The 20213-nt window shown below is 28.8% G+C and carries 25 protein-coding genes; 9 read left to right on the top strand and 16 right to left on the bottom strand.

Features of this window, described 5'->3' with window-relative positions:
• Positions 1 to 7: 7 nt before the first annotated feature.
• The 6 genes from ALEK_RS09890 to hutI form a co-directional block, all read right to left on the bottom strand.
• Positions 8 to 1054, bottom strand: coding sequence for a glycosyltransferase family 39 protein (locus ALEK_RS09890; RefSeq protein WP_071625325.1), 1047 nt, complete (start codon positions 1052 to 1054; stop codon positions 8 to 10).
• A 173-nt stretch (positions 1055 to 1227) separates the two neighbouring features.
• Positions 1228 to 1797, bottom strand: coding sequence for a hypothetical protein (locus tag ALEK_RS09895; protein WP_071625324.1), 570 nt, complete (start codon positions 1795 to 1797; stop codon positions 1228 to 1230).
• Between the two features lie 18 nt (positions 1798 to 1815).
• On the bottom strand, positions 1816 to 3210 hold the full coding sequence (locus ALEK_RS09900; RefSeq protein WP_071625323.1) for an FAD-dependent oxidoreductase: 1395 nt from the start codon (positions 3208 to 3210) through the stop codon (positions 1816 to 1818).
• Positions 3200 to 4015: an FTR1 family iron permease gene (locus ALEK_RS09905; RefSeq protein WP_071625322.1), complete on the bottom strand. Its 816-nt coding sequence runs from the start codon at positions 4013 to 4015 to the stop codon at positions 3200 to 3202. The genes ALEK_RS09900 and ALEK_RS09905 overlap by 11 nt, the downstream gene beginning before the upstream one ends.
• A gap of 246 nt (positions 4016 to 4261) precedes the next feature.
• Positions 4262 to 5227: a formimidoylglutamase gene (gene hutG / locus ALEK_RS09910; RefSeq protein WP_071625321.1), complete on the bottom strand. Its 966-nt coding sequence runs from the start codon at positions 5225 to 5227 to the stop codon at positions 4262 to 4264.
• The gene (hutI, locus tag ALEK_RS09915; protein ID WP_071625320.1) at positions 5220 to 6437 is read right to left on the bottom strand and encodes an imidazolonepropionase; all 1218 of its coding nucleotides are present in this window, start codon (positions 6435 to 6437) and stop codon (positions 5220 to 5222) included. Before hutI ends, hutG begins: the two co-directional genes overlap by 8 nt.
• Before the next feature lie 100 nt (positions 6438 to 6537).
• Between hutI and hutU the strand changes: the two genes are divergently transcribed.
• The 4 genes from hutU (at position 6538) to ALEK_RS09935 (ending at position 10738) form a co-directional block, all read left to right on the top strand.
• Entirely contained in the window at positions 6538 to 8199 is a 1662-nt protein-coding gene (hutU, locus tag ALEK_RS09920; RefSeq protein ID WP_071625319.1) for a urocanate hydratase, read from the top strand.
• A gap of 1 nt (position 8200) precedes the next feature.
• Positions 8201 to 9733, top strand: coding sequence for a histidine ammonia-lyase (gene hutH, locus ALEK_RS09925; RefSeq protein WP_071625318.1), 1533 nt, complete (start codon positions 8201 to 8203; stop codon positions 9731 to 9733).
• 67 nt (positions 9734 to 9800) lie between these two features.
• A complete protein-coding gene (locus ALEK_RS09930) occupies positions 9801 to 10520 on the top strand; it encodes a UTRA domain-containing protein (protein WP_108060774.1) in 720 nt (239 codons plus the stop codon).
• A complete protein-coding gene (locus ALEK_RS09935) occupies positions 10520 to 10738 on the top strand; it encodes a DUF6500 family protein (protein WP_071625316.1) in 219 nt (72 codons plus the stop codon). The genes ALEK_RS09930 and ALEK_RS09935 overlap by 1 nt, the downstream gene beginning before the upstream one ends.
• Here ALEK_RS09935 and ALEK_RS09940 read toward each other — a convergent pair.
• Together ALEK_RS09940 and ALEK_RS09945 are read right to left on the bottom strand one after the other, a co-directional pair.
• Positions 10735 to 11172, bottom strand: a complete 438-nt coding sequence (locus ALEK_RS09940; protein ID WP_071625315.1) for a hypothetical protein — start codon at positions 11170 to 11172, stop codon at positions 10735 to 10737. The two genes, ALEK_RS09935 and ALEK_RS09940, sit on opposite strands and share 4 nt — an antisense overlap.
• Positions 11173 to 11186: 14 nt before the next feature.
• Positions 11187 to 11753: a TetR/AcrR family transcriptional regulator gene (locus ALEK_RS09945; protein WP_071625314.1), complete on the bottom strand. Its 567-nt coding sequence runs from the start codon at positions 11751 to 11753 to the stop codon at positions 11187 to 11189.
• A 135-nt stretch (positions 11754 to 11888) separates the two neighbouring features.
• Here ALEK_RS09945 and ALEK_RS09950 point away from each other — a divergent pair, with 135 nt between their 5' ends.
• Both ALEK_RS09950 and ALEK_RS09955 read left to right on the top strand, forming a co-directional pair.
• Entirely contained in the window at positions 11889 to 12260 is a 372-nt protein-coding gene (locus ALEK_RS09950) for a YybH family protein (RefSeq protein WP_071625313.1), read from the top strand.
• A gap of 11 nt (positions 12261 to 12271) precedes the next feature.
• Entirely contained in the window at positions 12272 to 13102 is an 831-nt protein-coding gene (locus ALEK_RS09955) for a VOC family protein (RefSeq protein WP_071625312.1), read from the top strand.
• On the opposite strand, the gene ALEK_RS09960 is transcribed toward ALEK_RS09955, so the two are convergent.
• The 8 genes from ALEK_RS09960 to ALEK_RS09995 form a co-directional block, all read right to left on the bottom strand.
• Entirely contained in the window at positions 13099 to 13503 is a 405-nt protein-coding gene (locus ALEK_RS09960; RefSeq protein WP_228289352.1) for a hypothetical protein, read from the bottom strand. The genes ALEK_RS09955 and ALEK_RS09960 overlap by 4 nt on opposite strands.
• 76 nt (positions 13504 to 13579) lie before the next feature.
• Entirely contained in the window at positions 13580 to 14524 is a 945-nt protein-coding gene (locus tag ALEK_RS09965; RefSeq protein WP_071625310.1) for a tetraacyldisaccharide 4'-kinase, read from the bottom strand.
• A 6-nt stretch (positions 14525 to 14530) separates the two neighbouring features.
• On the bottom strand, positions 14531 to 15670 hold the full coding sequence (locus ALEK_RS09970; RefSeq protein WP_071625309.1) for a DegT/DnrJ/EryC1/StrS family aminotransferase: 1140 nt from the start codon (positions 15668 to 15670) through the stop codon (positions 14531 to 14533).
• A gap of 2 nt (positions 15671 to 15672) precedes the next feature.
• On the bottom strand, positions 15673 to 16434 hold the full coding sequence (locus tag ALEK_RS09975) for an NAD+ synthase (RefSeq protein ID WP_071625308.1): 762 nt from the start codon (positions 16432 to 16434) through the stop codon (positions 15673 to 15675).
• Between the two features lie 22 nt (positions 16435 to 16456).
• Complete coding sequence (locus ALEK_RS09980) at positions 16457 to 16669, bottom strand: hypothetical protein (RefSeq protein WP_071625307.1); 213 nt, start codon at positions 16667 to 16669, stop codon at positions 16457 to 16459.
• Positions 16670 to 16672: 3 nt separating this feature from the next.
• Complete coding sequence (locus ALEK_RS09985) at positions 16673 to 16903, bottom strand: (2Fe-2S)-binding protein (protein ID WP_071625306.1); 231 nt, start codon at positions 16901 to 16903, stop codon at positions 16673 to 16675.
• Positions 16896 to 17135, bottom strand: coding sequence for a (2Fe-2S)-binding protein (locus tag ALEK_RS09990; RefSeq protein WP_083574554.1), 240 nt, complete (start codon positions 17133 to 17135; stop codon positions 16896 to 16898). The genes ALEK_RS09985 and ALEK_RS09990 overlap by 8 nt, the downstream gene beginning before the upstream one ends.
• Before the next feature lie 2 nt (positions 17136 to 17137).
• A complete protein-coding gene (locus tag ALEK_RS09995; protein WP_071625304.1) occupies positions 17138 to 17890 on the bottom strand; it encodes a DnaJ domain-containing protein in 753 nt (250 codons plus the stop codon).
• 92 nt (positions 17891 to 17982) lie between these two features.
• On the opposite strand from ALEK_RS09995, the gene tatB reads away from it, so the two are divergent.
• From tatB to queA, 3 genes are read left to right on the top strand one after another with little or no spacing between them, the layout of a single operon-like run.
• The gene (tatB, locus tag ALEK_RS10000; RefSeq protein ID WP_071625303.1) at positions 17983 to 18438 is read left to right on the top strand and encodes a Sec-independent protein translocase protein TatB; all 456 of its coding nucleotides are present in this window, start codon (positions 17983 to 17985) and stop codon (positions 18436 to 18438) included.
• Positions 18438 to 19172, top strand: coding sequence for a twin-arginine translocase subunit TatC (tatC, locus tag ALEK_RS10005; RefSeq protein ID WP_071625302.1), 735 nt, complete (start codon positions 18438 to 18440; stop codon positions 19170 to 19172). Before tatB ends, tatC begins: the two co-directional genes overlap by 1 nt.
• A gap of 6 nt (positions 19173 to 19178) precedes the next feature.
• On the top strand, positions 19179 to 20201 hold the full coding sequence (gene queA / locus ALEK_RS10010; RefSeq protein ID WP_071625301.1) for a tRNA preQ1(34) S-adenosylmethionine ribosyltransferase-isomerase QueA: 1023 nt from the start codon (positions 19179 to 19181) through the stop codon (positions 20199 to 20201).
• Positions 20202 to 20213 lie beyond the last annotated feature (12 nt).

Below are 20213 nucleotides of genomic sequence, written 5' to 3' on the forward strand. Positions count from 1 at the left end.
TAAAGCTTTAGTTTTCAATCAAATAATAATCCCTCTCCCCTAAAAATCTTCCTTTAAAAACTTTGTACTTTTTCTCTTTTGGTCTAATAGTAGTAATCATATAAACCTTTTTATTTTGAAAATAATACTTTGAAGAGTTAATATAATATTTATCAAATACTCTATTTTTAATGCTTGCTCTTAGTATTTCTATACTTCTATTAGAAATAACAATCTTTTTTTCATCTTTTATTTCTGTGATTATTTGATCAATTGGTGAGTGTTTATTTGTGTAAGTGAAAAGAATATAGATATTAAATACAAAAATAGTGATAATAATCTTATGATAGTTTATTAAAACAGATGAAAGTAAAATAGAAGCAAAAATACTTAAAGGCACTAAATGTCGCATATTTTCTGGATTCTGAGCAAATATTAACCATAAAAAATATGAAATAAATAGTACTAATATAAGTAAAAATTTCTTATCAAATTTGATGAAAACTAAAGGCAATAAAATATAAACAATATTTTCATATCTAAAGATATTTGAAGCCCAAGAAATATCACTATTTTGCCCAGTACCCCAAAGTGTAAAATGACCAAATATAAATCTTTTTGCTTCATATATAAATAACATACCATTAGATAAAAATATATAAAACAAAAATATAAATGCCATAAAAAAGAAAGCTATTAATATATCTTTTAAAGCATCTTTTTTGAAAAAATATATATAAACTAAACCTACAATATAAAAAATTAAATAAGAAGGTCTAGCAAAAAAAGCAATTGAGAATATAACTCCACTGCCTTTATATTTTCCTACTTCAAAAAAATAAAGCCCTAAAAAGAAAAAGAATAAACCAACACTTTCACTTAACATACTCAAAGAGATATTTAATATATATACAGAAGAGATAGTAAGTAAAAAAGCTACGAAGGCAGTTTTTTCATCTTTTAGTTTAGCTACATAAGCAAATACTACTAAAGGGGTTAAAGCCCCACAAAGTGCGGTTAATATAAATAAAGACTCTTTGTTATCATTCAAAAATATATTTAAAAACTTACCCATAAGTACAATGCTTACGTAACCGGGGAAATGTGGGGAAAAGTCTATAATAGAGAAATTATCAATTCCCTTTGCTAAGAAAAAAGAATCATCATTATAAAAAGATGAAGGATAAGTAAAAATATAACAAACATAGATTATTGTAATTATGCTTGTTAATATTTTGTAGAAGTTCATTATAAAGATTGAATTATATCTACAATGATTTTTTGGTTTTTAATATATTCTTCTTTGTTCGCAGGTTTTGCCCCAACTCCAAAAAGTCCCGGATTTCCAATTGAAAGCATACAAGCTTTAATAGCAGATTTTAGTTTTTTATTTGTATTGTCATCTAAACTAACTGCTAATAATTCATAAAATTTATTTGCTTTTGCTAACATAACTTTAGCAACATTGAATGTTTTTATATTTTCTAAACCACCAGAGATTCTTCTTTGAACTTCAGCCGCCAAAGATAATTCTAAACTTTTAACAATCTGTTTTTTATCTTTATTTTCTATGGCATTTTCTAGTGAAGTATGAAGTTTTGAAATGAAAGTATCATTTAAATATTTATAGTTTTTTTCATACTTAATAAATACCTTTTTTGCTGTATCAAAATCATCTGCATTAATAGCTTTCATAATGGCTTCTTTTGAGTCAATTGTCAGCTCCTTTCCAGCAGCTGCATACGAATAAGCATATAAGTTAGAGGAACCTATAAATAACAAAGCCAAAAATAAAACTATTTTATGTACAAATTTCATGTTAATCCTTTTTTTGTGTTAAGCAACACTTTTTGTTTCTATTACTGTTTTTTCATTTCTATGGTTATATATTTTTTCTTTTGAAATAAAACTCGTTTTTAATAACTTTTGAGCAGCCATAAGACCAGTTTCCATTGCTGTATCTAAGAAAATATATCTGTAAGTACCTTGACGTCCTGCCATAATCAGATTTTCAAACTTATTTAAATAAGTAATCGTTTTATCTCTTTTTTCATTGTATTCTACATCCATAAGTGTATAAGCGTGTTCCGTTGTAAATGAAAAATAGTCTACAATTTTATCTTCAATATCAAATTTTAATTTATTTAAATCTTTTTTTACAATTTCTAATAATTCATCTTCATTCATATCCCAAATCTTATCACCTTTATTACAAGGAATCTCTAACATAATTGAGCTTTTACCTTTTGGAGACATAGAAGGTGATCTTCTTTTTGGTTCTTGAATTCTTGTAGGTAATAAATCAAAATCACTTACATATTGCCAAGTATGAGGTGAGAAGTCTTCAATATCTAAACCAATACATAAAAATCTTAAAGACCTAAACTTTAGTTTTGAATCAAAACCTAGTTTTAAAGACATCTCATTTAATGGCATTGTTGAGATTATATTATCAGCGAAATATTCATTATCTTTTGTTTTTACTGATTTGATTTTAGATTCATCGTATGTAAATTCACTTGCTTGAGCATTAGTGATTATAACTCCACCTAAATCTTCAAATCTTTTTGCCATTTTTATAGGAAGTGAACCAAATCCATATTTTGGATATCTATAACTTTTGGCATAAGTTCTTGCAGTTTTTTTGTTTTTAAACAAAAGTTTCTTAGCTACATCTTTTAAATCCACAAGAGAAATTCTCTGCCCTGCCCAATCAGCACTTAGGTATTTGGGTTTGATTCCCCAAAGCTTTTCTGTATATGGACCAAAGAAGTTTTTGTATAAGGTCTTACCAAATCTAGAAGTAATCCATGTTTTAAAGTTTTTATCATTTGGTTTTGTCATTTTTAATACAATTTTCAAAGTATCTATAAAAGCCCCAGCCAATAAAGAAATGGGAGCAACTTTTAATAAATTCTTAATATTTAATGGATATTCATACATTCTATTTTTATGTAAAATCACAGAACTTCTTTGAGCTACTAAAAGCTCATCGCGCAATACATCTTCTACAAAATCTAAAAGATATTCATTGTTCGTAATAAATCTATGTCCACCATAATCAAATCTATACTCTTCATCATTTGTTTTTAGAACTTCAGTTTTACACTGTCCACCAACAACATCTTCTTTTTCAAGAAGAACTACACTTTTCCCAGAGCTAGCAAGTTCAATTCCAGCCATAAGACCGGCAACTCCCCCACCTATTATAATTACATCACTATTTTGCATAAGAGTATGTTTTTCTCCATAATAAAATAGCTGTTGACATATAAACAGCCCAAGAAATTAAGTGCATGAATGTTGGTGATGAGTTATAACCAAACAGTGCTCGTAAGAATGTTCCAAATAATCCTCTATCATCTAATATAAATGAAATATCATAAACTACTGGAATAAAAGTAGGAAGTAAATCTGCTGCTTGCATCATAGATACAGCACTACCAAATAGTCCCCCTGCAATTATAAGAATCAATAATCCTGTATATTTGAAAAATGATTTGATTGGAATATTTTTTGCACCCCTCATAAGGAAATATACTAAAACAATAGATAATACAAGTCCAGAAAAAGCTCCTATTAATCCATCTTCAAGAGTGATACTTTCACTAAAACTAAGTGAAGAGAAAAATAACACCGTTTCAAACCCTTCTCTTAATACTGCTAAAAATGCTAAAAATACCATTCCTGCGATATTACCTGCTGTTACAAGTTTTTTAATATTTTCTTCAATTTCACCTTTTATTTGTTTAGATTGATTTGCCATCCAAACAACCATGTAAGATAAAACAAGTGTTGCAAAAAGTAAAATAAATATCATCAAATAATGCTGATATGTTTCATTGTCCATTCCATAAATAACAACTTGAAAAATATATGCAATAATTATAGAAATCACAACACCAATCAATACACCTAAATAGATAAATTTATTGTATTTTGTTGCTTGTAATTTCCCCAAATAAGAAAGTATTATTCCTACAATTAGAAAAGCTTCAAGACCTTCTCTAAATGTTATTAAAAAACTTGCTAACATTAATATCCTTTATAATAATTGGTATCATTATACTAGGATTTTAATATTGCTTAACTTAATATTTTTAACAAAAAAAACTAATTTTATTTTTTTATTTATAATTAATATTTCTTGATAAAAATTATTTAAGTATTCATAATAATAACTGTTATCTTTGTCACAAGTGGTCACTATTTACCACTTGTAGACACTATACAATAGCATTTTCTCTATTTTGTGTATTTTTCTAATAAATAGCTTTTTATCTTAATTAATAATATTTTTTTCTGCTAAATCTACAATATCATAAACCAATCTAGCAATAGTTTTCTTTCCTATATCGTTAATATCATATTTTGGATTGAACTCTGCTAGGTCTAATAATTTGATTCTTTTTTTATAGTTTTTAAATAGGTATTTTAATATTTCATAAGAGAAAACTACATCAATTCCCCTTGCAGCAGGAGCAGAAACAGCTGGTACTTGAGAAGCATAAAAAGCATCAGTATCTATAGTAATATATATGTATTCTTTTTGCTCTAAAAACTTATCTATTTTTTTCTTTATTTTTTTGATATTTTGCTCTGTAAAATCTGTATCAAGTATATACTTTACATTTAAATCTTTTGCTTTTTTAAACAGTGCTTGTGTATTGGAAGCTTTTGAAACACCTAAACACATATAAGAGAAGTTTGTATTATCTTTTTTGCATAAAGAAGCACTTTGAGCAAAAGGAGTTCCAGAAGTAGCTACTTTGTTAAATCGTAAATCAAAGTGAGCATCAAAGTTTATGATAGCAATATCTTCTTTTTTATCTAAGAAATTATGTAATCCCATAAAAGATGCATATGCCACTTCATGACCGCCACCTAGAACTATTGGAAAATGTTTTTGTTTTAGAAGTTTTGTAATATGAGAGGCTAATTCTTTTTGAGCTGATTCTAAATCATTCTTTGCTACTACTTTTCCTGCATCATATAATTTTGTATTGTCTAAATGAAAAGCAAAATTTCCCATAGCACTTTTTAGTACATCACTGCCTTTTGAACTACCAATTCTTCCTTTATTTAGTTTTACTCCTAAATCACAATCAAAACCAAGAAATGCAATTCCTGATTTCTTTTCATAAGGATAAGGCAAAAACTTTATTTTTTCATGCCATCTTTTTCCAAGCTGTTTATCTTCACTATCTACTCTACCCGTCCATAGGTTTTTATTAGCTTTTTTATACATATACTTGCTCTCCCATATAAACACTATAATGCAATGACGTAGGTAAATACGAACATACTAAATCTCTAGGATGAGATATATCCCAAACACAAAAATCAGCATCAAAACCAATATCTAAACTTCCTTTTGATTCTTGAAGCCCTAAAGCTTTTGATGCATTTTTTGTAACTGCATTAAATGTCTCATTTACAGAAAGTCCAAATATAACTGCACTCATATTCATCATAAGTTGAAGTGAACATAAAGCAGAAGTTCCCGGGTTTAAATCCGTTGCTATTGCTATTGGTACATTGTATTTTCTAAAAAGTTCAATTGGTGGCATTTTAGTCTCACGAAGAAAGTAATAAGCTCCAGGAAGTAAAACAGCTACTGTTCCACTCTTTGCCATTTTCTCTATAGTTTTCTCACCTGTATATTCAAGATGATCTACACTTAAGGCATTAAAATCACAAGCCATATCAGAAGCACCCATAGATGAAAACTGTTCAGCATGAAGTTTTACATTTAGACCCAAAGATTTTGCTTTTTCAAATACTCTTTTTGTTTGCTCAACTGTAAATGCTAAATGCTCACAATAAGCATCTACACAAGTAATAAGTCCTAGTTTATGAACCTCTGGTAACATCTCATCACAAATATAATCTATATATGAATCACTATCATTTTTATACTCAAGAGGAACTGCATGTGCTCCTAAAAATGTCTTTTCTATATGTATAGGATAATTCATTTCTAGTTTTTGTGCAATCTTTAACATCTTGATTTCACTTTGAGTATCTAAACCATATCCTGTTTTAATCTCAATTGTAGTAACTCCATCTTTTATTAAAGCTTCTAGACGTTTAGCTGAGTTTTTATAAATAGAATCAAAAGATTCTTCTCTAGTATTTTTAATAGAAGAAGCAATTCCTCCTCCATCTTTTGCTATTTGAGCATAAGAGATACCATTTAGTCTTTTTTCAAACTCATTTGCCCTATTTCCACCAAAAATAAGATGGGTATGACAGTCAATTAAAGAGCTAGTTATTAGTCTATTTTCAACATCATAGATTTTATTTACACTTAAATGTTCAAAATTTTCCATTTTGTCAATTTTTGCAATCTTTTTATTTTTAATTGCTAAAAAACTATTTTCATGTACGATGATTTCGCCATTATCATCTACTATTGCTATTCTTGCATTTACCCAAACTTTGTCAAATTTTTCCATGTTTTACTCTTTTTTATCAAGGTTAATTTTTTAATTGTATTGACAATTAACTTATTTGTATATATAATTGTAACATAAGAAAAATAAAAAAGGTAATATTATGAATGAAAAAAGAGTAATAAAAGCAGCTACAGGAACAAACTTAAGTGCAAAATCTTGGTTAACAGAAGCACCTTTAAGAATGTTAATGAATAATCTTGACCCAGATGTTGCAGAACGTCCAGAGGACTTAGTAGTATATGGTGGTATTGGAAAAGCCGCTAGAAACTGGGAATGTTTTGACAAAATAGTAGAAGTTTTAGAAAGATTAGAAAGTGACGAAACTCTTTTAGTTCAATCAGGTAAACCAGTAGGAGTTTTCAAAACACATGAAAATGCTCCTAGAGTTTTAATAGCAAACTCAAATATTGTTCCATATAAAGCTACATGGGATACATTTAATGAACTTGATAAAAAAGGTTTAATGATGTATGGACAAATGACAGCAGGTTCTTGGATATATATAGGTTCACAAGGAATTGTTCAAGGAACTTATGAAACATTTGTATCTATGGGTAAAAAACACTTCAATGGAGATTTAAGTGGTCGTTGGATTCTAACAGGTGGACTTGGTGGAATGGGTGGGGCTCAACCTCTAGCTTCTACAATGGCAGGTGCATCTATGCTTGCAGTTGAATGTGATGAAACTAGAATTGATAAAAGAATTGAAACTGGATATTGTGACTATAAAGCATATACTTTAGAAAAAGCTCTTATGATTATTAAACAAGCTGTTGAAGATAAAAAAGCTGTATCAGTTGGATTATTAGGAAACGCGGCTGAGATTTTCCCACAAATTATTGAACATGGATATTTACCAGATGCAGTTACAGATCAAACTTCTGCCCATGACCCACTAAATGGATATTTACCTATTGGATGGTCATTAGAAAAAGCAAAAGAATTAAGAATATCTAATCCCAATTTAGTAGTAGACGAAGCAAAAAAATCAATGGCAGTGCAAGTTCAAGCAATGCTTGATTTCCATGAAAAAGGAATCCCTACGTTTGATTATGGAAATAATATCAGACAAATGGCACTAGAAACTGGAGTTGAAAATGCCTTTGATTTTAAAGGATTTGTTCCTTTATATATTAGAGATTTATTTTGTGAAGGTATTGGACCATTTAGATGGGCTGCATTATCAGGAGATAAAGAAGATATCTATAAAACAGATGCAAAGATGAAAGAGTTATTCCCAGAAAACAAAGCTTTACATAACTGGTTAGATGGTGCAAGAGAAAAGATTCACTTCCAAGGACTACCTGCTAGAATTTGTTGGATTGGTGCAGGTGATAGAGCTAAAGCTGGATTAGCTTTTAATGAAATGGTAAAAAATGGAGAATTAAAAGCTCCTATTGTAATTGGTCGTGATCACTTAGATTCAGGTTCAGTTACATCTCCTAATAGAGAAACAGAAGGAATGATTGATGGTTCTGATGTTATTTCAGATTGGCCATTATTAAACGCCCTACTTAATACAGCAGGAGGGGCAACATGGGTATCATTACACCACGGTGGTGGAGTTGGTATGGGATTCTCTCAGCATAGTGGAGTTGTAATCGTTGCAGATGGTACAGAGGCCGCACACAAAAGACTTACAAATGTTCTTACAAATGACCCAGCAACAGGTGTTATGAGACATGCAGATGCTGGTTACGATATAGCAATTAAAAAAGCAAAAGAACAAAATTTAGATTTACCAATGATAAAGGATAATTAAGATGTTTAACTTACATATTATTCCAGGACAATTAACTCTTCAAGATTTAAGAAGAGTTAATAATGAACAAACATTTATTACTTTAGATAGCAGTGCAAAAGATAAAATAAAAAAAGCTAATGAAACAATTTTAAATATTGTAGATGAAGATAGAACTGTTTATGGTGTAAATACTGGATTTGGATTATTAGCAAATACAAAAATTGCAAAAGAAGATTTAGAAGATTTACAAAGAAGAATCGTATTATCACATAGTGCGGGTATGGGTGAGTATATCTCAAATGAAACAGTAAGATTAATGATTACACTTAAAATCAATTCTCTATCTTTAGGATATTCAGGAATTAGACTTGAGGTAATTGAAGCATTAATAAGTCTTGTAAATAATGAAGTTTATCCTTGTGTTCCAAAAAAAGGTTCAGTGGGAGCTAGTGGAGATTTAGCACCCTTAGCCCATATGAGTGCAATTCTTTTAGGTTATGGATATGTGAACTACAAAGGTGAAATTTTAAAAGCAAGAGATGGTCTTAAAAAAGCAGGAATGGAACCTATAGTTTTAGGTGCAAAAGAAGGTTTAGCCTTACTTAATGGAACTCAACTTTCTACTACATTCTCTCTTGAAGGTCTATTTTTAGCAGAAGATTTATTTGCTTCAGCAATTGTTGCAGGTTCTATGTGTGTAGAAGCAGTTCTAGGAAGTCGAGCACCTTTTGATGATAGAGTTCATACAATCAGAGGTCATAAAGGTCAAATAGATACAGCAAAAATGTATAGGGATTTATTAGAAGACGAAAGTGAAATATCTCAATCACATAAAGATTGTACAAGAGTACAAGACCCCTATTCTATTAGATGTCAACCGCAAGTTATGGGAGCTTGTCTAACACAAATAAGAAATTCTGCTGAGACTTTATTAATAGAGTCAAATGGAGTTACAGATAATCCACTAATTTTTGTAGATGAACAAGATGTAATCTCAGGAGGAAACTTCCATGCTGAACCAATTGCTTTTGCTAGTGATAATTTAGCTTTAGCTATTTCTGAAATTGGAGCATTAAGCGAGCGAAGAATGGCATTATTAGTTGATAAACATTTAAGCCAATTACCTGCATTTTTAGTAAACAATGGTGGTATTAACTCAGGATTTATGATAGCACAAGTAACAAGCGCTGCCTTAGCTAGTGAAAACAAAGCCTTAGCTCATCCTAGTTCAGTAGATTCTCTTCCAACATCTGCAAATCAAGAAGACCATGTATCAATGGCTACTTATGCAGGAAGAAGATTAAAAGATATGGCAGAAAATACTGCTGGTATTTTAGGAATTGAACTTTTAGCAACTGCTCAAGGTATGGATTTTAGAGCACCAAATAAATCTACAAGTAAAATAGAAGAAACAAAAAAGATCCTAAGAGAAAAAGTATCTTTTTATGAAGAAGATAGATATTTTACAGATGATATTGAAGAAGCAATATCTATAGTACAATCTGGAATTTATAATAAATATATTGATAAAGATTTAATTCCAAGTTTTTAAGAACTTTTCTAAAGATGGCATTTTGCCATTTTTAGATAATATTCCAATATTAATTATAAGGGAAAAGATGAAACAGCCAGTATTTAAAGAAATCAAAGATTTTATTAAAAAACAAATAGCAGATAAAGTATATCTTCCCGATGAAAAAATTCCAACTGAAATGGAATTATCAAAACAGTTTAATACAAGCCGTCCTACTGTAAACAAAGCTTTAAGTGAATTAGTACTTGAAGGTGTAGTAGTTAGATTTCCAAGGTCTGGAACTTTTGTAACTCATCAAAAAGCTCAAACTTCTATTTTAGATTTAAGAAACATTGCAGATGAGATTAAACAAAGAGGTAATGACTATACAAATGAACTTATTTGTTTAGAAGAAATCAAAGCAGATGAAAAAATAGCTCAGGTTTTAAATATAGTAAAAGATCAAAGAATATATGTATCTCAGATGGTTCATAAAGAAAATGATGTACCAGTAAGATATGATATAAGATATATCAAACCCTCAATTGCACCAGATTATATAAAACAAGACTTTAAAAAAATTACTCCAAGTTTGTACTTACAAAAATCATGTCCAGTACAAAAAGTAGATAATACAATTGAAGCAACAATGGTAAAAGAGCCAATTCAAAAACTTCTAGATATTGTCAGTAATGAACCATGTTTATTAATATCAAGGGTTGTAATATCAAATGATGAAGTAGCTTCATATTCAAAACTATACTATCCAAGTTCAAGATATAAACTAAACTCTATGATAGATTCAACTGATAGGAATTTTGTTTAATGACTGAAATATTAAAAAATAAAATTATAAAAGTATGTAATGAAAAGATTGAGAAAAAAGGAACAAATGTAGGTTTGTCTTTTTATGCTTTTTTCGCAAACAAAAATGACAATCCTGTTTTACTTATGGAAGCTGCCACATGGTGGATACAAACCCACAAATTAGACCATTTTGAAAAAGCAGTAAAAATAAAAAAGATGATAGAAGATAATCTTTAATCTAAAAGTATAATCATCTTTTCTAATTTACGTACGTTTGAGAATGCCAAGTCATTATCTTCATTTTTATCATACTCTTTTTGATTTTCTTCAAGTAGAGCTTCTAGCTGTTCTTTTATGATATTTTTTTCATTATAAATATCATTTATAGGTTTTTCTAATTCGTATGAGAATTCAGAGTTTATTTGCAGTGAAAAATTTAATGCGTAACTTACTTCAAGCCCATCTATATATGTTCTAGAGGCAACTAAAGGTCCCGAAGAGAAGATCATCTCTTCATTTTCTCTTGATTGGAAAAGTAATTTTATTAAATTGTTTGCAATCTCTTCTAAATCTTTTTTTTCAAACTTTTCATCAAGCTTTTCTAAAATTTCAATTGTTCTATCAAAATCAAAACTACTAATTAATTCTTTTTGTATTTTTTCTAATTTCATTTATATATATTTCCTTAGTTTTTAGAACTTTGTAGTTCATCCATTATACTTGTACTTACATCTTTAAAATTATTATAAATCTTTGAGTATGAAACTGCACCTTTTAATAAAGTAATAATCATTAAAGCTTTTGTTTGAGCACTTTGTTCAAAAAAGAAAATATCATTTTCTTTTCCTTCTTGTAAAATCTTTTCCATATTTGTATGCTCAATTGTTACAAGTTTTTTAACTTGTTCTTTCATTGAATCAGGAAGAAGATCATATTCAGCCAATAAAGCGACAATAGGACAATCTTCTCTTTCATCTTGTTGTGTTTTGTATATTTTAAAGTACTCTAAGAGCTTTTTATCTGCATTAATATCTAAACTAACAATATCTTCAAACTTTCCACCTAAGTCATCATACATAGCATCTAAGCATGCATTTCCTAAAGCTTCTTTTTTTCTAAAATAGTGATGTACATTCTCTCTAGTAACTCCAAGAGTCGTAGCTATTTGAGAAAAACTAAGATTTGAATATCCAGCTTTTCTAATAATACAGTTTGCAGTTTTTATTACATCATCTTTTCTTGATTTTTTCATTTGAATACTTTTTGTTTTTTCTGATTATATATCATCATAACTTACACATGTATAAGTTAAGTCTTGACAAAAATTAATTTAAGTGATAGAATTTCATAACTTACTTACATGTAAGTAAATTAAAAAGGACATAAAATGGAAACTAAAGCAATAATAGAAGATTTTAAACAATATACAAATGCATGGGTAGAAAACTTTAATAAGGGTAATGTACAGTATTGCATAGATGCATATACAGATGATGCAGTAATGATAATCAAAGAAGTTGGAGAATTTAAAGGGAAAGAAGCTATTTCAACATTTTGGAATGACTTAACAAAAAATGCAAATCATATAGAATATTCAAATACAAATATTAAAGTAATTAATGAAAAAACCGTACATTTAGATTCAGATTGGAAAATGAATATAGGAGAAGGAATTATTACTTTAGAAGAATGGGTTAAACAAGATGATGGTTCTTGGAAACTAACACAAGATGAATTCCAAATCTTAAAACAATATTAGGAAATTAATTTATGCAATATCTACAAAAACATAGTTTATATATTTCAAATCCAAAAGTTAGTTGTGATTTTTATATTAATAAACTTGGAATGAGTTTACTTACAAAATTTACTGAAAATGAAATAGAGTATTACCATCTATCTTTTGATAATTTACCCAATTCAAAAGAAGCATTTTTAGAACTTATATTTGATAAGAATAATAAAGAAACAATATTTCCTAAAAATAAAGATACACTTGAAGGATATTGGAAAATAGCCCTTAGTATAAAAGATGTTGATATTGCAAGGGAAAGACTACTTGAAAAGGGAGTTGATATTGGCCCTGCTTTTCAAGTTCCTAATGTGGCATATCTATGTCATTTTTATGATCCAGATGGATATTGTTTAGAGTTGATACAACATAAATTTCAAGAGAATCATATAAAAGAAGATGAAAATAAAAACTATGTGTTAGGAAATAAAGCCATTTTTTCCTTAATTACATATAGGGTAAAAGATATAAATAAAAGTTTAGAGTTTTATACAAAACATCTAGGTTTAAAATTACTATCAAAAATGGATGTATCAAAAAGAGGTTTCAACTTATATTTTTTAGCTTTGACAAATGATATATTGCCAAATGAAACTGATATTGAAGCTATTGAAAATAGAGAATGGTTATGGCAAAGAGAATATACAATAATTGAATTACAACATATATTGCAATTTGATAATGATAAAGAATTTAAATATGAAGTTGGGAAAACTACAGGCTTTAATAAAATATCTTTTATTTCGAAAGAAAAAAAGAGTCTAAAAGACCCTGATTTATATAATATAGAAATTCAAAAGATAGATTAAATTCTATCTTCTTCTTTCTTTTCGTTTTCTTCTTTTTCTAAATGCTCTAATAATAACTCAAAACATAACTCTAGTATTTTTAAATTTTTTACTAGTAACATTGGATTATGTTTATTATTTATACCAGATTTAGTAATTTGTACATTTCGAAGATCAACTTCTCCATCAATTAAAACTACTTCAAATCTAATTTTGTCATTTGTAAAACCTATAGATAAAGGTACGTAATACTCTTTTTCATCATCACCTAGATACCAACTAGCAGATCTTTGAATAAAAACTGTTGGTAAAGGAGCATTATAATTTAGTCCATTTATATGATGTTTATTAAAGATAATCTTTTTAATATTAATTGGATTAATCAAAGATGTATTCATCTTATTCTTTATTCTTTTATACATAAGTTTCCAAAGAAAAGATTTAACTTTTCTCGTAGAATCAAGATGACCTAAAATTCTGTCATTTAAATAATATATACTATTCATAATCTTTTATATACTCGCTCATTATTGAGAAATCTACATTTTCGTCTATTTTAATATCTAAGTCCATTAAATATAAATTTCTTACTTTAAATTTTTTTAGTTTAACTAAATCTTTTCCTGTTGTAACAATAGCATAATCTTCGTAAGTAACACTAATACTTTCTATATCTTCTTTAGTAAAAGTATGATGATCAGGGAAAGAAATCATTTTTGTACCCTCAGGTAAAAATTCTAACAACCTATCAGGTTTAGAAATTGCTGTTAAAAGAACTGTTTTTTTAGGTAAAACTGCTTCTTTATTATCTTTTTTGATTGTAATAACTCTAAAGAAGTCTTTTCCTTCTTGAAGTTCTAAATCAGCATAAAAATACATACCCTTAGGCTCTCTATATCCACCACTTGGTAAACAAAAAAAGTTTGTTGGTTCTTTTTTTGGTCTTAATAAAATATTGAATTTTTTAATACTATATTTTGAAAAACCATCATCAAGAAAAACAATTTTACATCCTAGTTCTTTTGCTTTTTTTATAGCTTCTACCCTATTCTCACTAACTATTACAGAAGCATTAGGCAAAGAGTTTGCCAATAACATAGCTTCATCACCAGAAGTTTGAATATCTTCTAAAACTTTACCATTTTGTGATATTACGTATAAACCTTTTGAAGCACGTCCATAACCTCTCAGAATAATACAAGGGTTTTCATATTTTGAAGCTAATTTAATTGTAATAGGAGTTTTTCCGCTACCACCAACTATTAAATTCCCTACAGAAATTACTGGTATTTCAAAATCAGATTCTCTTGCTTTTGTTCTTTTTATAAGAATAATAAGCATATATAAAAAAGTTAAGGGTAAAAGTAAAAATGATATTAGTTTCTGGAAAGAGTTAGGGAAGAAGAGATACTCTTCTACCCATAAGTAAAATTTTTGTTTCAAGTTAGATTATATCCACTCAGATGCAACTTCGATTACTTGGTCACATACGTAGTTTACTTCATCATCTGTTAAACCCGCATACATTGGTAATGACAGGATTTGTTGATAGTTATTTAAAGCATTTGAATATGCTGTAATTTTAATAGAGTACTTTGTTTTATAATAAGATAAAAGATGTAATGGAATATAGTTAAGTCCAGTTGCAACACCTCTTTCTTTTAATGCTCTAGCAAAAGCATCTCTATTTCTTGAAATCTTTACAATAAATTGAGTAAAGATATGTTCATCTTTATGAGAAGGAATTGTAATATGTTTAACCCCTGTTAATCTCTTTTTATAAAGTGCTGCAATCTCTTTTCTTCTTTTGATAAAGTTTTCTGTTTTATTTAACTGTGCTAATGCATAAGCTGCATCTAACTCAGATAAATCATATTTATGCCCAATATCAACAACATCATATACGTAATCTAAGTTTCCATAGTTATCGTATGTAGTTGTAAGTGCATGTGTTCTTAGAAGTTTTGCTCTATTTGCAATATCTTCATTATTTGTTGCAATAATTCCAGATCTAGAAATCGCATATTTAGAGTTGGATGGATTTGTAGAGAAGATAGTCATATCAGCTCTTAAGTTCCCAACTTTTTTACCCTTGTATGTAGCTCCTAAAGACGATCTACAATCCTCAATAAGAATAATCCCATACTTTTCCGCAATGTCATAAATTCTATCTAAATCAGGAGTTTGACCACCTACAAAAGTAATAATAGCTCCTCTTAATTTCTTAGAGCTGTTATCTTCTAAAGCTTTTTCAAATTTATCTACATCAATATTCATATCATCCATATTAATATCAATAAAAATAGGCTCAGCATCAAAGTGTCTAACACATTCAGGTAAGTTTACGAATGAGTTAACAGACATTAAGATTTTATCTCCTCTTTTAAGTTTAATAGCACTTAATGCAAGGTGAACTGCAGCCGTTGATGTTGCAGTTGCAACAGCATATTTAGCTCCAACAAATTTAGTAATACTCTCTTCAAACTCTATTACTTTAGATAAGTCATTTTTTGACTCTAAAACACTTCTAATCTGACTTAATTCATCAGTATCTAGAGAGGCTTTATATATTGCAACTTCTTTTTTCATCTTTAACTCCACTTAATATTTGCGATTGTTGGTAATTTACCTTTAAAGGCATTTGCTTTAATTCTATACGCTAACATATCTATTAATTTTTCTTCTATATTTAATTTTAAAAGTTCTTCTTTTGTTTTGTTTTCATCTACCATTAGTTTTAGAACATCGTCCATTTGTTTATAAGAGTATCCAAGTTCATTTTCATCACTTTGACCTTCCCATAAATCAGCACTAGGAGCTTTATTTACAATAGCATCCGTAACACCTATAAATTTAGCAAATTCAAACTCATCACTTTTATACATCTCACCAATTGGGTTGATTGCACAAGCGATATCTCCAAAAATTGTACCATAACCAAGTAATAATTCACTTTTATTAGAAGTACCTACAACTAATGATCTTTCTCTTGATGAAACATCATATAAAACTGACATTCTCATTCTAGCACTAAAGTTACCAATTCTTAGTTTGTCTTCATCCATATTTTCAATAAACGAAGTAACCATAGGTGCAATAGAAATTATCTCATATTTTATACCAAATTTTTCACAAAGCTCTACAGCATCGTCGCTTGAACTCTGAGAAGAAAACTGTGATGGCATAAGCACACAATTTAATTTATCACCAAAAACTTCTTTACATAAAACAGCAACTACAGCAGAATCAAGCCCACCAGATAGTCCTACAGTAACTTTTTCTAAACCAGTTTTTTTTACTTCATCTTGTAAAAAATCTATTAATTGTTGTTTAATATCAGTCCAATTTATCAATTAAAATCCTTTGTCAAAGTTATTATAACTCATCTTTTTTTGTTTTTTCATAAATTTCGTCTAAATAATCAGAAGTTGTATTCGTTATATTATCTTTTCTTCCTAATAGCTGATTCTTAATATCAAGCAATTCTTGTTCCTCGAAATAATTAAGATAGTTAGGGTTAATCTCGATTGTATCATCAGGAGTAACTTTAATAAGTTCTTTTATTTCTTTTATTAATTCTTCTTTCATTTGTTATCTTTTAGTAAATTTTTCTAGTATTTGTGTTAAATAGAGTTCCATTTTTTCAGCACCAATATCGCAAGAGCTATCTTGGCAACATTTGCAACAAGTTCCAGCATCAGTTAAATCACCAATTTTTTCTAAAGTATTAGCATCTCGCTCTTTAATAGAATGAATGACTTCACCCAAAGATACGTGTTTACAAGTACATACTTCATAAGAATGAGGAAACTTTTTAGCCATTTGTTATCTCTTTTTTAACTTCATTTAATATATCTTTGCAGTATATTTTCTTTTTTATTCTACCAAAATCAGCTTCACTAAAAATACAATGACGACATTCGGTTCCAGCAGTAGTGATATCTTGAATATCTCTTAGTGTTTTGGCATCATTGTTTTTAACAGCATCTACAATATGTTTGATAGTAACTCTTTTACAGTTACATACTTCATATGATTCTTCAAAACCTAACACTATTAAGCTCTATGTTTTTTGATAAGTTCATAAGCTTCATTGATTTCTTGAAGTTTCGTAGTAGCTTCATCAATAATATTTTGAGCTGCACCAGAACCTGCAATAATATCCGGATGGTGTTTTTTAACAAGTGTTCTATATGCTTTTTTAATTGCACCATCATCATCAGAAGAATTAACACCTAAAATTTCATAAGCTTTATCTAGACTAAGAGCATTATTTTGCGCTTGTTGCGCATAAAATGCTTTAAATGTATTAACTAAATTCTCAAAATCTTGAGTTTTTATTTTAAGAGATTTAGCAATATCTTCAGTAATCATTCTCTCAGTATCTGAGAAATCTTTGTCAATAAATGCTAAATTTAGTAAATACTCCATAATTTTAGCACGTTTCGTATAGTCATATTTTGTCAAACTGTATAGTTTTTCACAAATTTCCATTGTGTTATCAAAACTCTCTTTTTCTTTTGAATAAAGTATCTTTAACTCATCTCTAATTTCATCAGCATTTTCAAAATGTCTTGAAATATCGTTAAGAGTATGTTTTAATAACTCAGCTTCTAATTCACATACTTTCCCGTCTGCTTTGGCTACTTTAGCCATTAATGCTACTAATAAACCTGCTTCATGATTTAGTAAATCACCCTCAAATTTCTCTTTGATTTTCAAGTTAATGTTTTGGAACTTCTCTGTCTTATAATTTCTTGCAATTAGAAATAAAATAAATCCAATCACTAGTAAAACTAATATTTTCATATTTTTCCTTATTTATTAAATACAACTATTTTGCTAGATTTTATCAAATTTTAGTTAAAATCTTAACCTTTAAATATACAATGGAGTTATATATGTTTGGAATGGGCTTTATGGAAATCCTATTAATTGCAGTAATTGCAATTATCGCATTAGGACCGGATAAACTACCTACGGCAATGGTTGAAATTGCAAAGTTTATACGAAAATTCAAGTCAGGTGTTGAAGATGCAAAATCTACTTTTGATAATGAATTAAATATCAAAGAGATGAAAGAAGAAGCAAATAAATTTAAAGCACAGATTGAAGATGCTAAATCTACTGTTTCTATGGATTCTAAAGTTGATTTAGGATTAGATGACATTATGAATGACGACTTAACTTCTGATAAAGAAGAAAAGCCAAAAGAAGAGAAAGTTTCTTTTAAAAAGAAAAAGAAAAAAGAAACTAAAAAAACTAAGACTGTAGAAGAGACAAACGAAGAAGTTGTTGAAAATGCAGCAAATAAATTTAAAGTTAATTTTGATGAAAAAAAAGAGGATAATGCGTAATGCTTGAAGATTTAAAACCTCACATAGCTGATTTACGAAAGAGATTAATGGTTTCAGCAGGAATGCTGATTGCAATGTTTTTTGTATGTTTTTTCTTTTATGAACCAATTTTAGGTTGGATGATGGTTCCAGTGGAAGCTGTACTTCCGCCAAACTCTCAAATGGTTGCAATTGAAATACAAGAGACATTCTTCACAGCACTTAAAGTTGCATTCTTTTCTGGTTTTATTTTATCATTACCAGTAATTTTCTGGCAAATGTGGCTATTTTTGGCACCAGGATTATATGAACATGAAAAGAAATTAGTATTTCCTTTTGTATTCTTTGCAACATTAATGTTCCTTGTTGGTTCTGCTTTTGCTTATTATATTGTTGTACCTTTAGGATTTGAGTTCTTAATTAACTTTGGTTCTGCTGTTGTTACAGTATTACCAAGTATTGGTAAATATGTTGGATTCTTCACAAAACTATTATTTGGTTTTGGTGTAGCATTTGAATTACCAGTAATTACGTTCTTCCTTGCACAAATTGGTTTAGTTGATGATAGGATGTTAAAAGACTTCTTTAAATATGCAGTTGTAATTATTTTTATCGCAGCTTCATTATTAACACCACCAGATGTACTAACACAATTTTTAATGGCTGGTCCATTAATCATACTTTATATTGTATCTATATACATTGCAAAAGTATTTAACCCAGCTGATAAAGCTGAAGATGAAGACGAGGACTAAGATTTAATGCTTGATCCTTTAAAAACATCAAGCTATGATTACGATTTACCAAACGAACTCATAGCAACTCATCCAGTAAGCCCAGCAGATGCTGCTAGGCTTTTGGTTTATGACAGAAAAACACAAACAATCACTCATACTACTTTCAAATCTTTAATGGATTATCTTCCAGAGAATTTATCTGTTTTCCTAAACGATACAAAAGTAATCAAAGCTAGAATCTTTGGAAAAAAAGAATCAGGTGGAAAAATAGAATTACTTTTAAATAAACCATTATTTATGGATAGATATTTAGTAATGACTAGAGGTAGAGTAAAACTAGGAACTGAAATATTCTTCGACAAAGGTCTAACAGCTGAAGTATTAGAACTAAATGAAGATGGTAGTAGAGTTGTAAAATTCTTCAAAGATGGCAAAAAAATAGAATTTTTAGAGCTAGTAGAAATTCTAAATGAAATTGGTCATTTACCTCTTCCTCCTTATATGAATAGAGAAGATGATAAACAAGATGAAGAAGATTACCAAACTTTGTTTGCTAAAAACTATGGAGCAGTAGCAGCTCCAACTGCATCTTTACACTTCACACCTGAATTATTAGATAATATCAAAAATAAATTTGATGTTAATTATCTAACTCTTCATGTGGGAGCTGGTACATTCAAACCAGTAGATGCTGATGATATTTTAGATCACCCAATGCATAGTGAATACTTTGAAATTGGAAGAGAAGCAAAAGAATCACTAGATAAAGCACAAAAAGTTTTAGCAGTTGGTACTACAGTTACTAGAACAGTTGAGTATTATTCAAGAACAAATATGATTCAAGGGGAATGTGATTTATTCTTGAACCCATCGAATAAACCAATTAAAGTTGACTGTTTACTTACAAACTTTCACTTGCCAAAATCTACATTAATTATGCTTATTGCATCTTTTGTAGGATTAGAAAAAACATTAGAAATATATAACGAAGCCATTAAAGAGAAATATAGATTTTATTCTTATGGTGACGGTATGTTAATTATATAAAGGATTTTTAGA

The organism is Poseidonibacter lekithochrous (genome assembly GCF_013283835.1).
GTDB classification, from domain to species: domain Bacteria; phylum Campylobacterota; class Campylobacteria; order Campylobacterales; family Arcobacteraceae; genus Poseidonibacter; species Poseidonibacter lekithochrous.

Coding starts and splice junctions, on each gene's coding strand:
- ALEK_RS09890 (WP_071625325.1), bottom strand. CDS start 1,054: ATGGGTAAGTTTTTAAATATATTTTTGAATGATAACAAAGAGTCTTTA.
- ALEK_RS09895 (WP_071625324.1), bottom strand. CDS start 1,797: ATGAAATTTGTACATAAAATAGTTTTATTTTTGGCTTTGTTATTTATA.
- ALEK_RS09900 (WP_071625323.1), bottom strand. CDS start 3,210: ATGCAAAATAGTGATGTAATTATAATAGGTGGGGGAGTTGCCGGTCTT.
- ALEK_RS09905 (WP_071625322.1), bottom strand. CDS start 4,015: ATGTTAGCAAGTTTTTTAATAACATTTAGAGAAGGTCTTGAAGCTTTT.
- hutG (WP_071625321.1), bottom strand. CDS start 5,227: ATGTATAAAAAAGCTAATAAAAACCTATGGACGGGTAGAGTAGATAGT.
- hutI (WP_071625320.1), bottom strand. CDS start 6,437: ATGGAAAAATTTGACAAAGTTTGGGTAAATGCAAGAATAGCAATAGTA.
- hutU (WP_071625319.1), top strand. CDS start 6,538: ATGAATGAAAAAAGAGTAATAAAAGCAGCTACAGGAACAAACTTAAGT.
- hutH (WP_071625318.1), top strand. CDS start 8,201: ATGTTTAACTTACATATTATTCCAGGACAATTAACTCTTCAAGATTTA.
- ALEK_RS09930 (WP_108060774.1), top strand. CDS start 9,801: ATGAAACAGCCAGTATTTAAAGAAATCAAAGATTTTATTAAAAAACAA.
- ALEK_RS09935 (WP_071625316.1), top strand. CDS start 10,520: ATGACTGAAATATTAAAAAATAAAATTATAAAAGTATGTAATGAAAAG.
- ALEK_RS09940 (WP_071625315.1), bottom strand. CDS start 11,172: ATGAAATTAGAAAAAATACAAAAAGAATTAATTAGTAGTTTTGATTTT.
- ALEK_RS09945 (WP_071625314.1), bottom strand. CDS start 11,753: ATGAAAAAATCAAGAAAAGATGATGTAATAAAAACTGCAAACTGTATT.
- ALEK_RS09950 (WP_071625313.1), top strand. CDS start 11,889: ATGGAAACTAAAGCAATAATAGAAGATTTTAAACAATATACAAATGCA.
- ALEK_RS09955 (WP_071625312.1), top strand. CDS start 12,272: ATGCAATATCTACAAAAACATAGTTTATATATTTCAAATCCAAAAGTT.
- ALEK_RS09960 (WP_228289352.1), bottom strand. CDS start 13,503: ATGTATAAAAGAATAAAGAATAAGATGAATACATCTTTGATTAATCCA.
- ALEK_RS09970 (WP_071625309.1), bottom strand. CDS start 15,670: ATGAAAAAAGAAGTTGCAATATATAAAGCCTCTCTAGATACTGATGAA.
- ALEK_RS09980 (WP_071625307.1), bottom strand. CDS start 16,669: ATGAAAGAAGAATTAATAAAAGAAATAAAAGAACTTATTAAAGTTACT.
- ALEK_RS09985 (WP_071625306.1), bottom strand. CDS start 16,903: ATGGCTAAAAAGTTTCCTCATTCTTATGAAGTATGTACTTGTAAACAC.
- ALEK_RS09995 (WP_071625304.1), bottom strand. CDS start 17,890: ATGAAAATATTAGTTTTACTAGTGATTGGATTTATTTTATTTCTAATT.
- tatB (WP_071625303.1), top strand. CDS start 17,983: ATGTTTGGAATGGGCTTTATGGAAATCCTATTAATTGCAGTAATTGCA.
- tatC (WP_071625302.1), top strand. CDS start 18,438: ATGCTTGAAGATTTAAAACCTCACATAGCTGATTTACGAAAGAGATTA.
- queA (WP_071625301.1), top strand. CDS start 19,179: ATGCTTGATCCTTTAAAAACATCAAGCTATGATTACGATTTACCAAAC.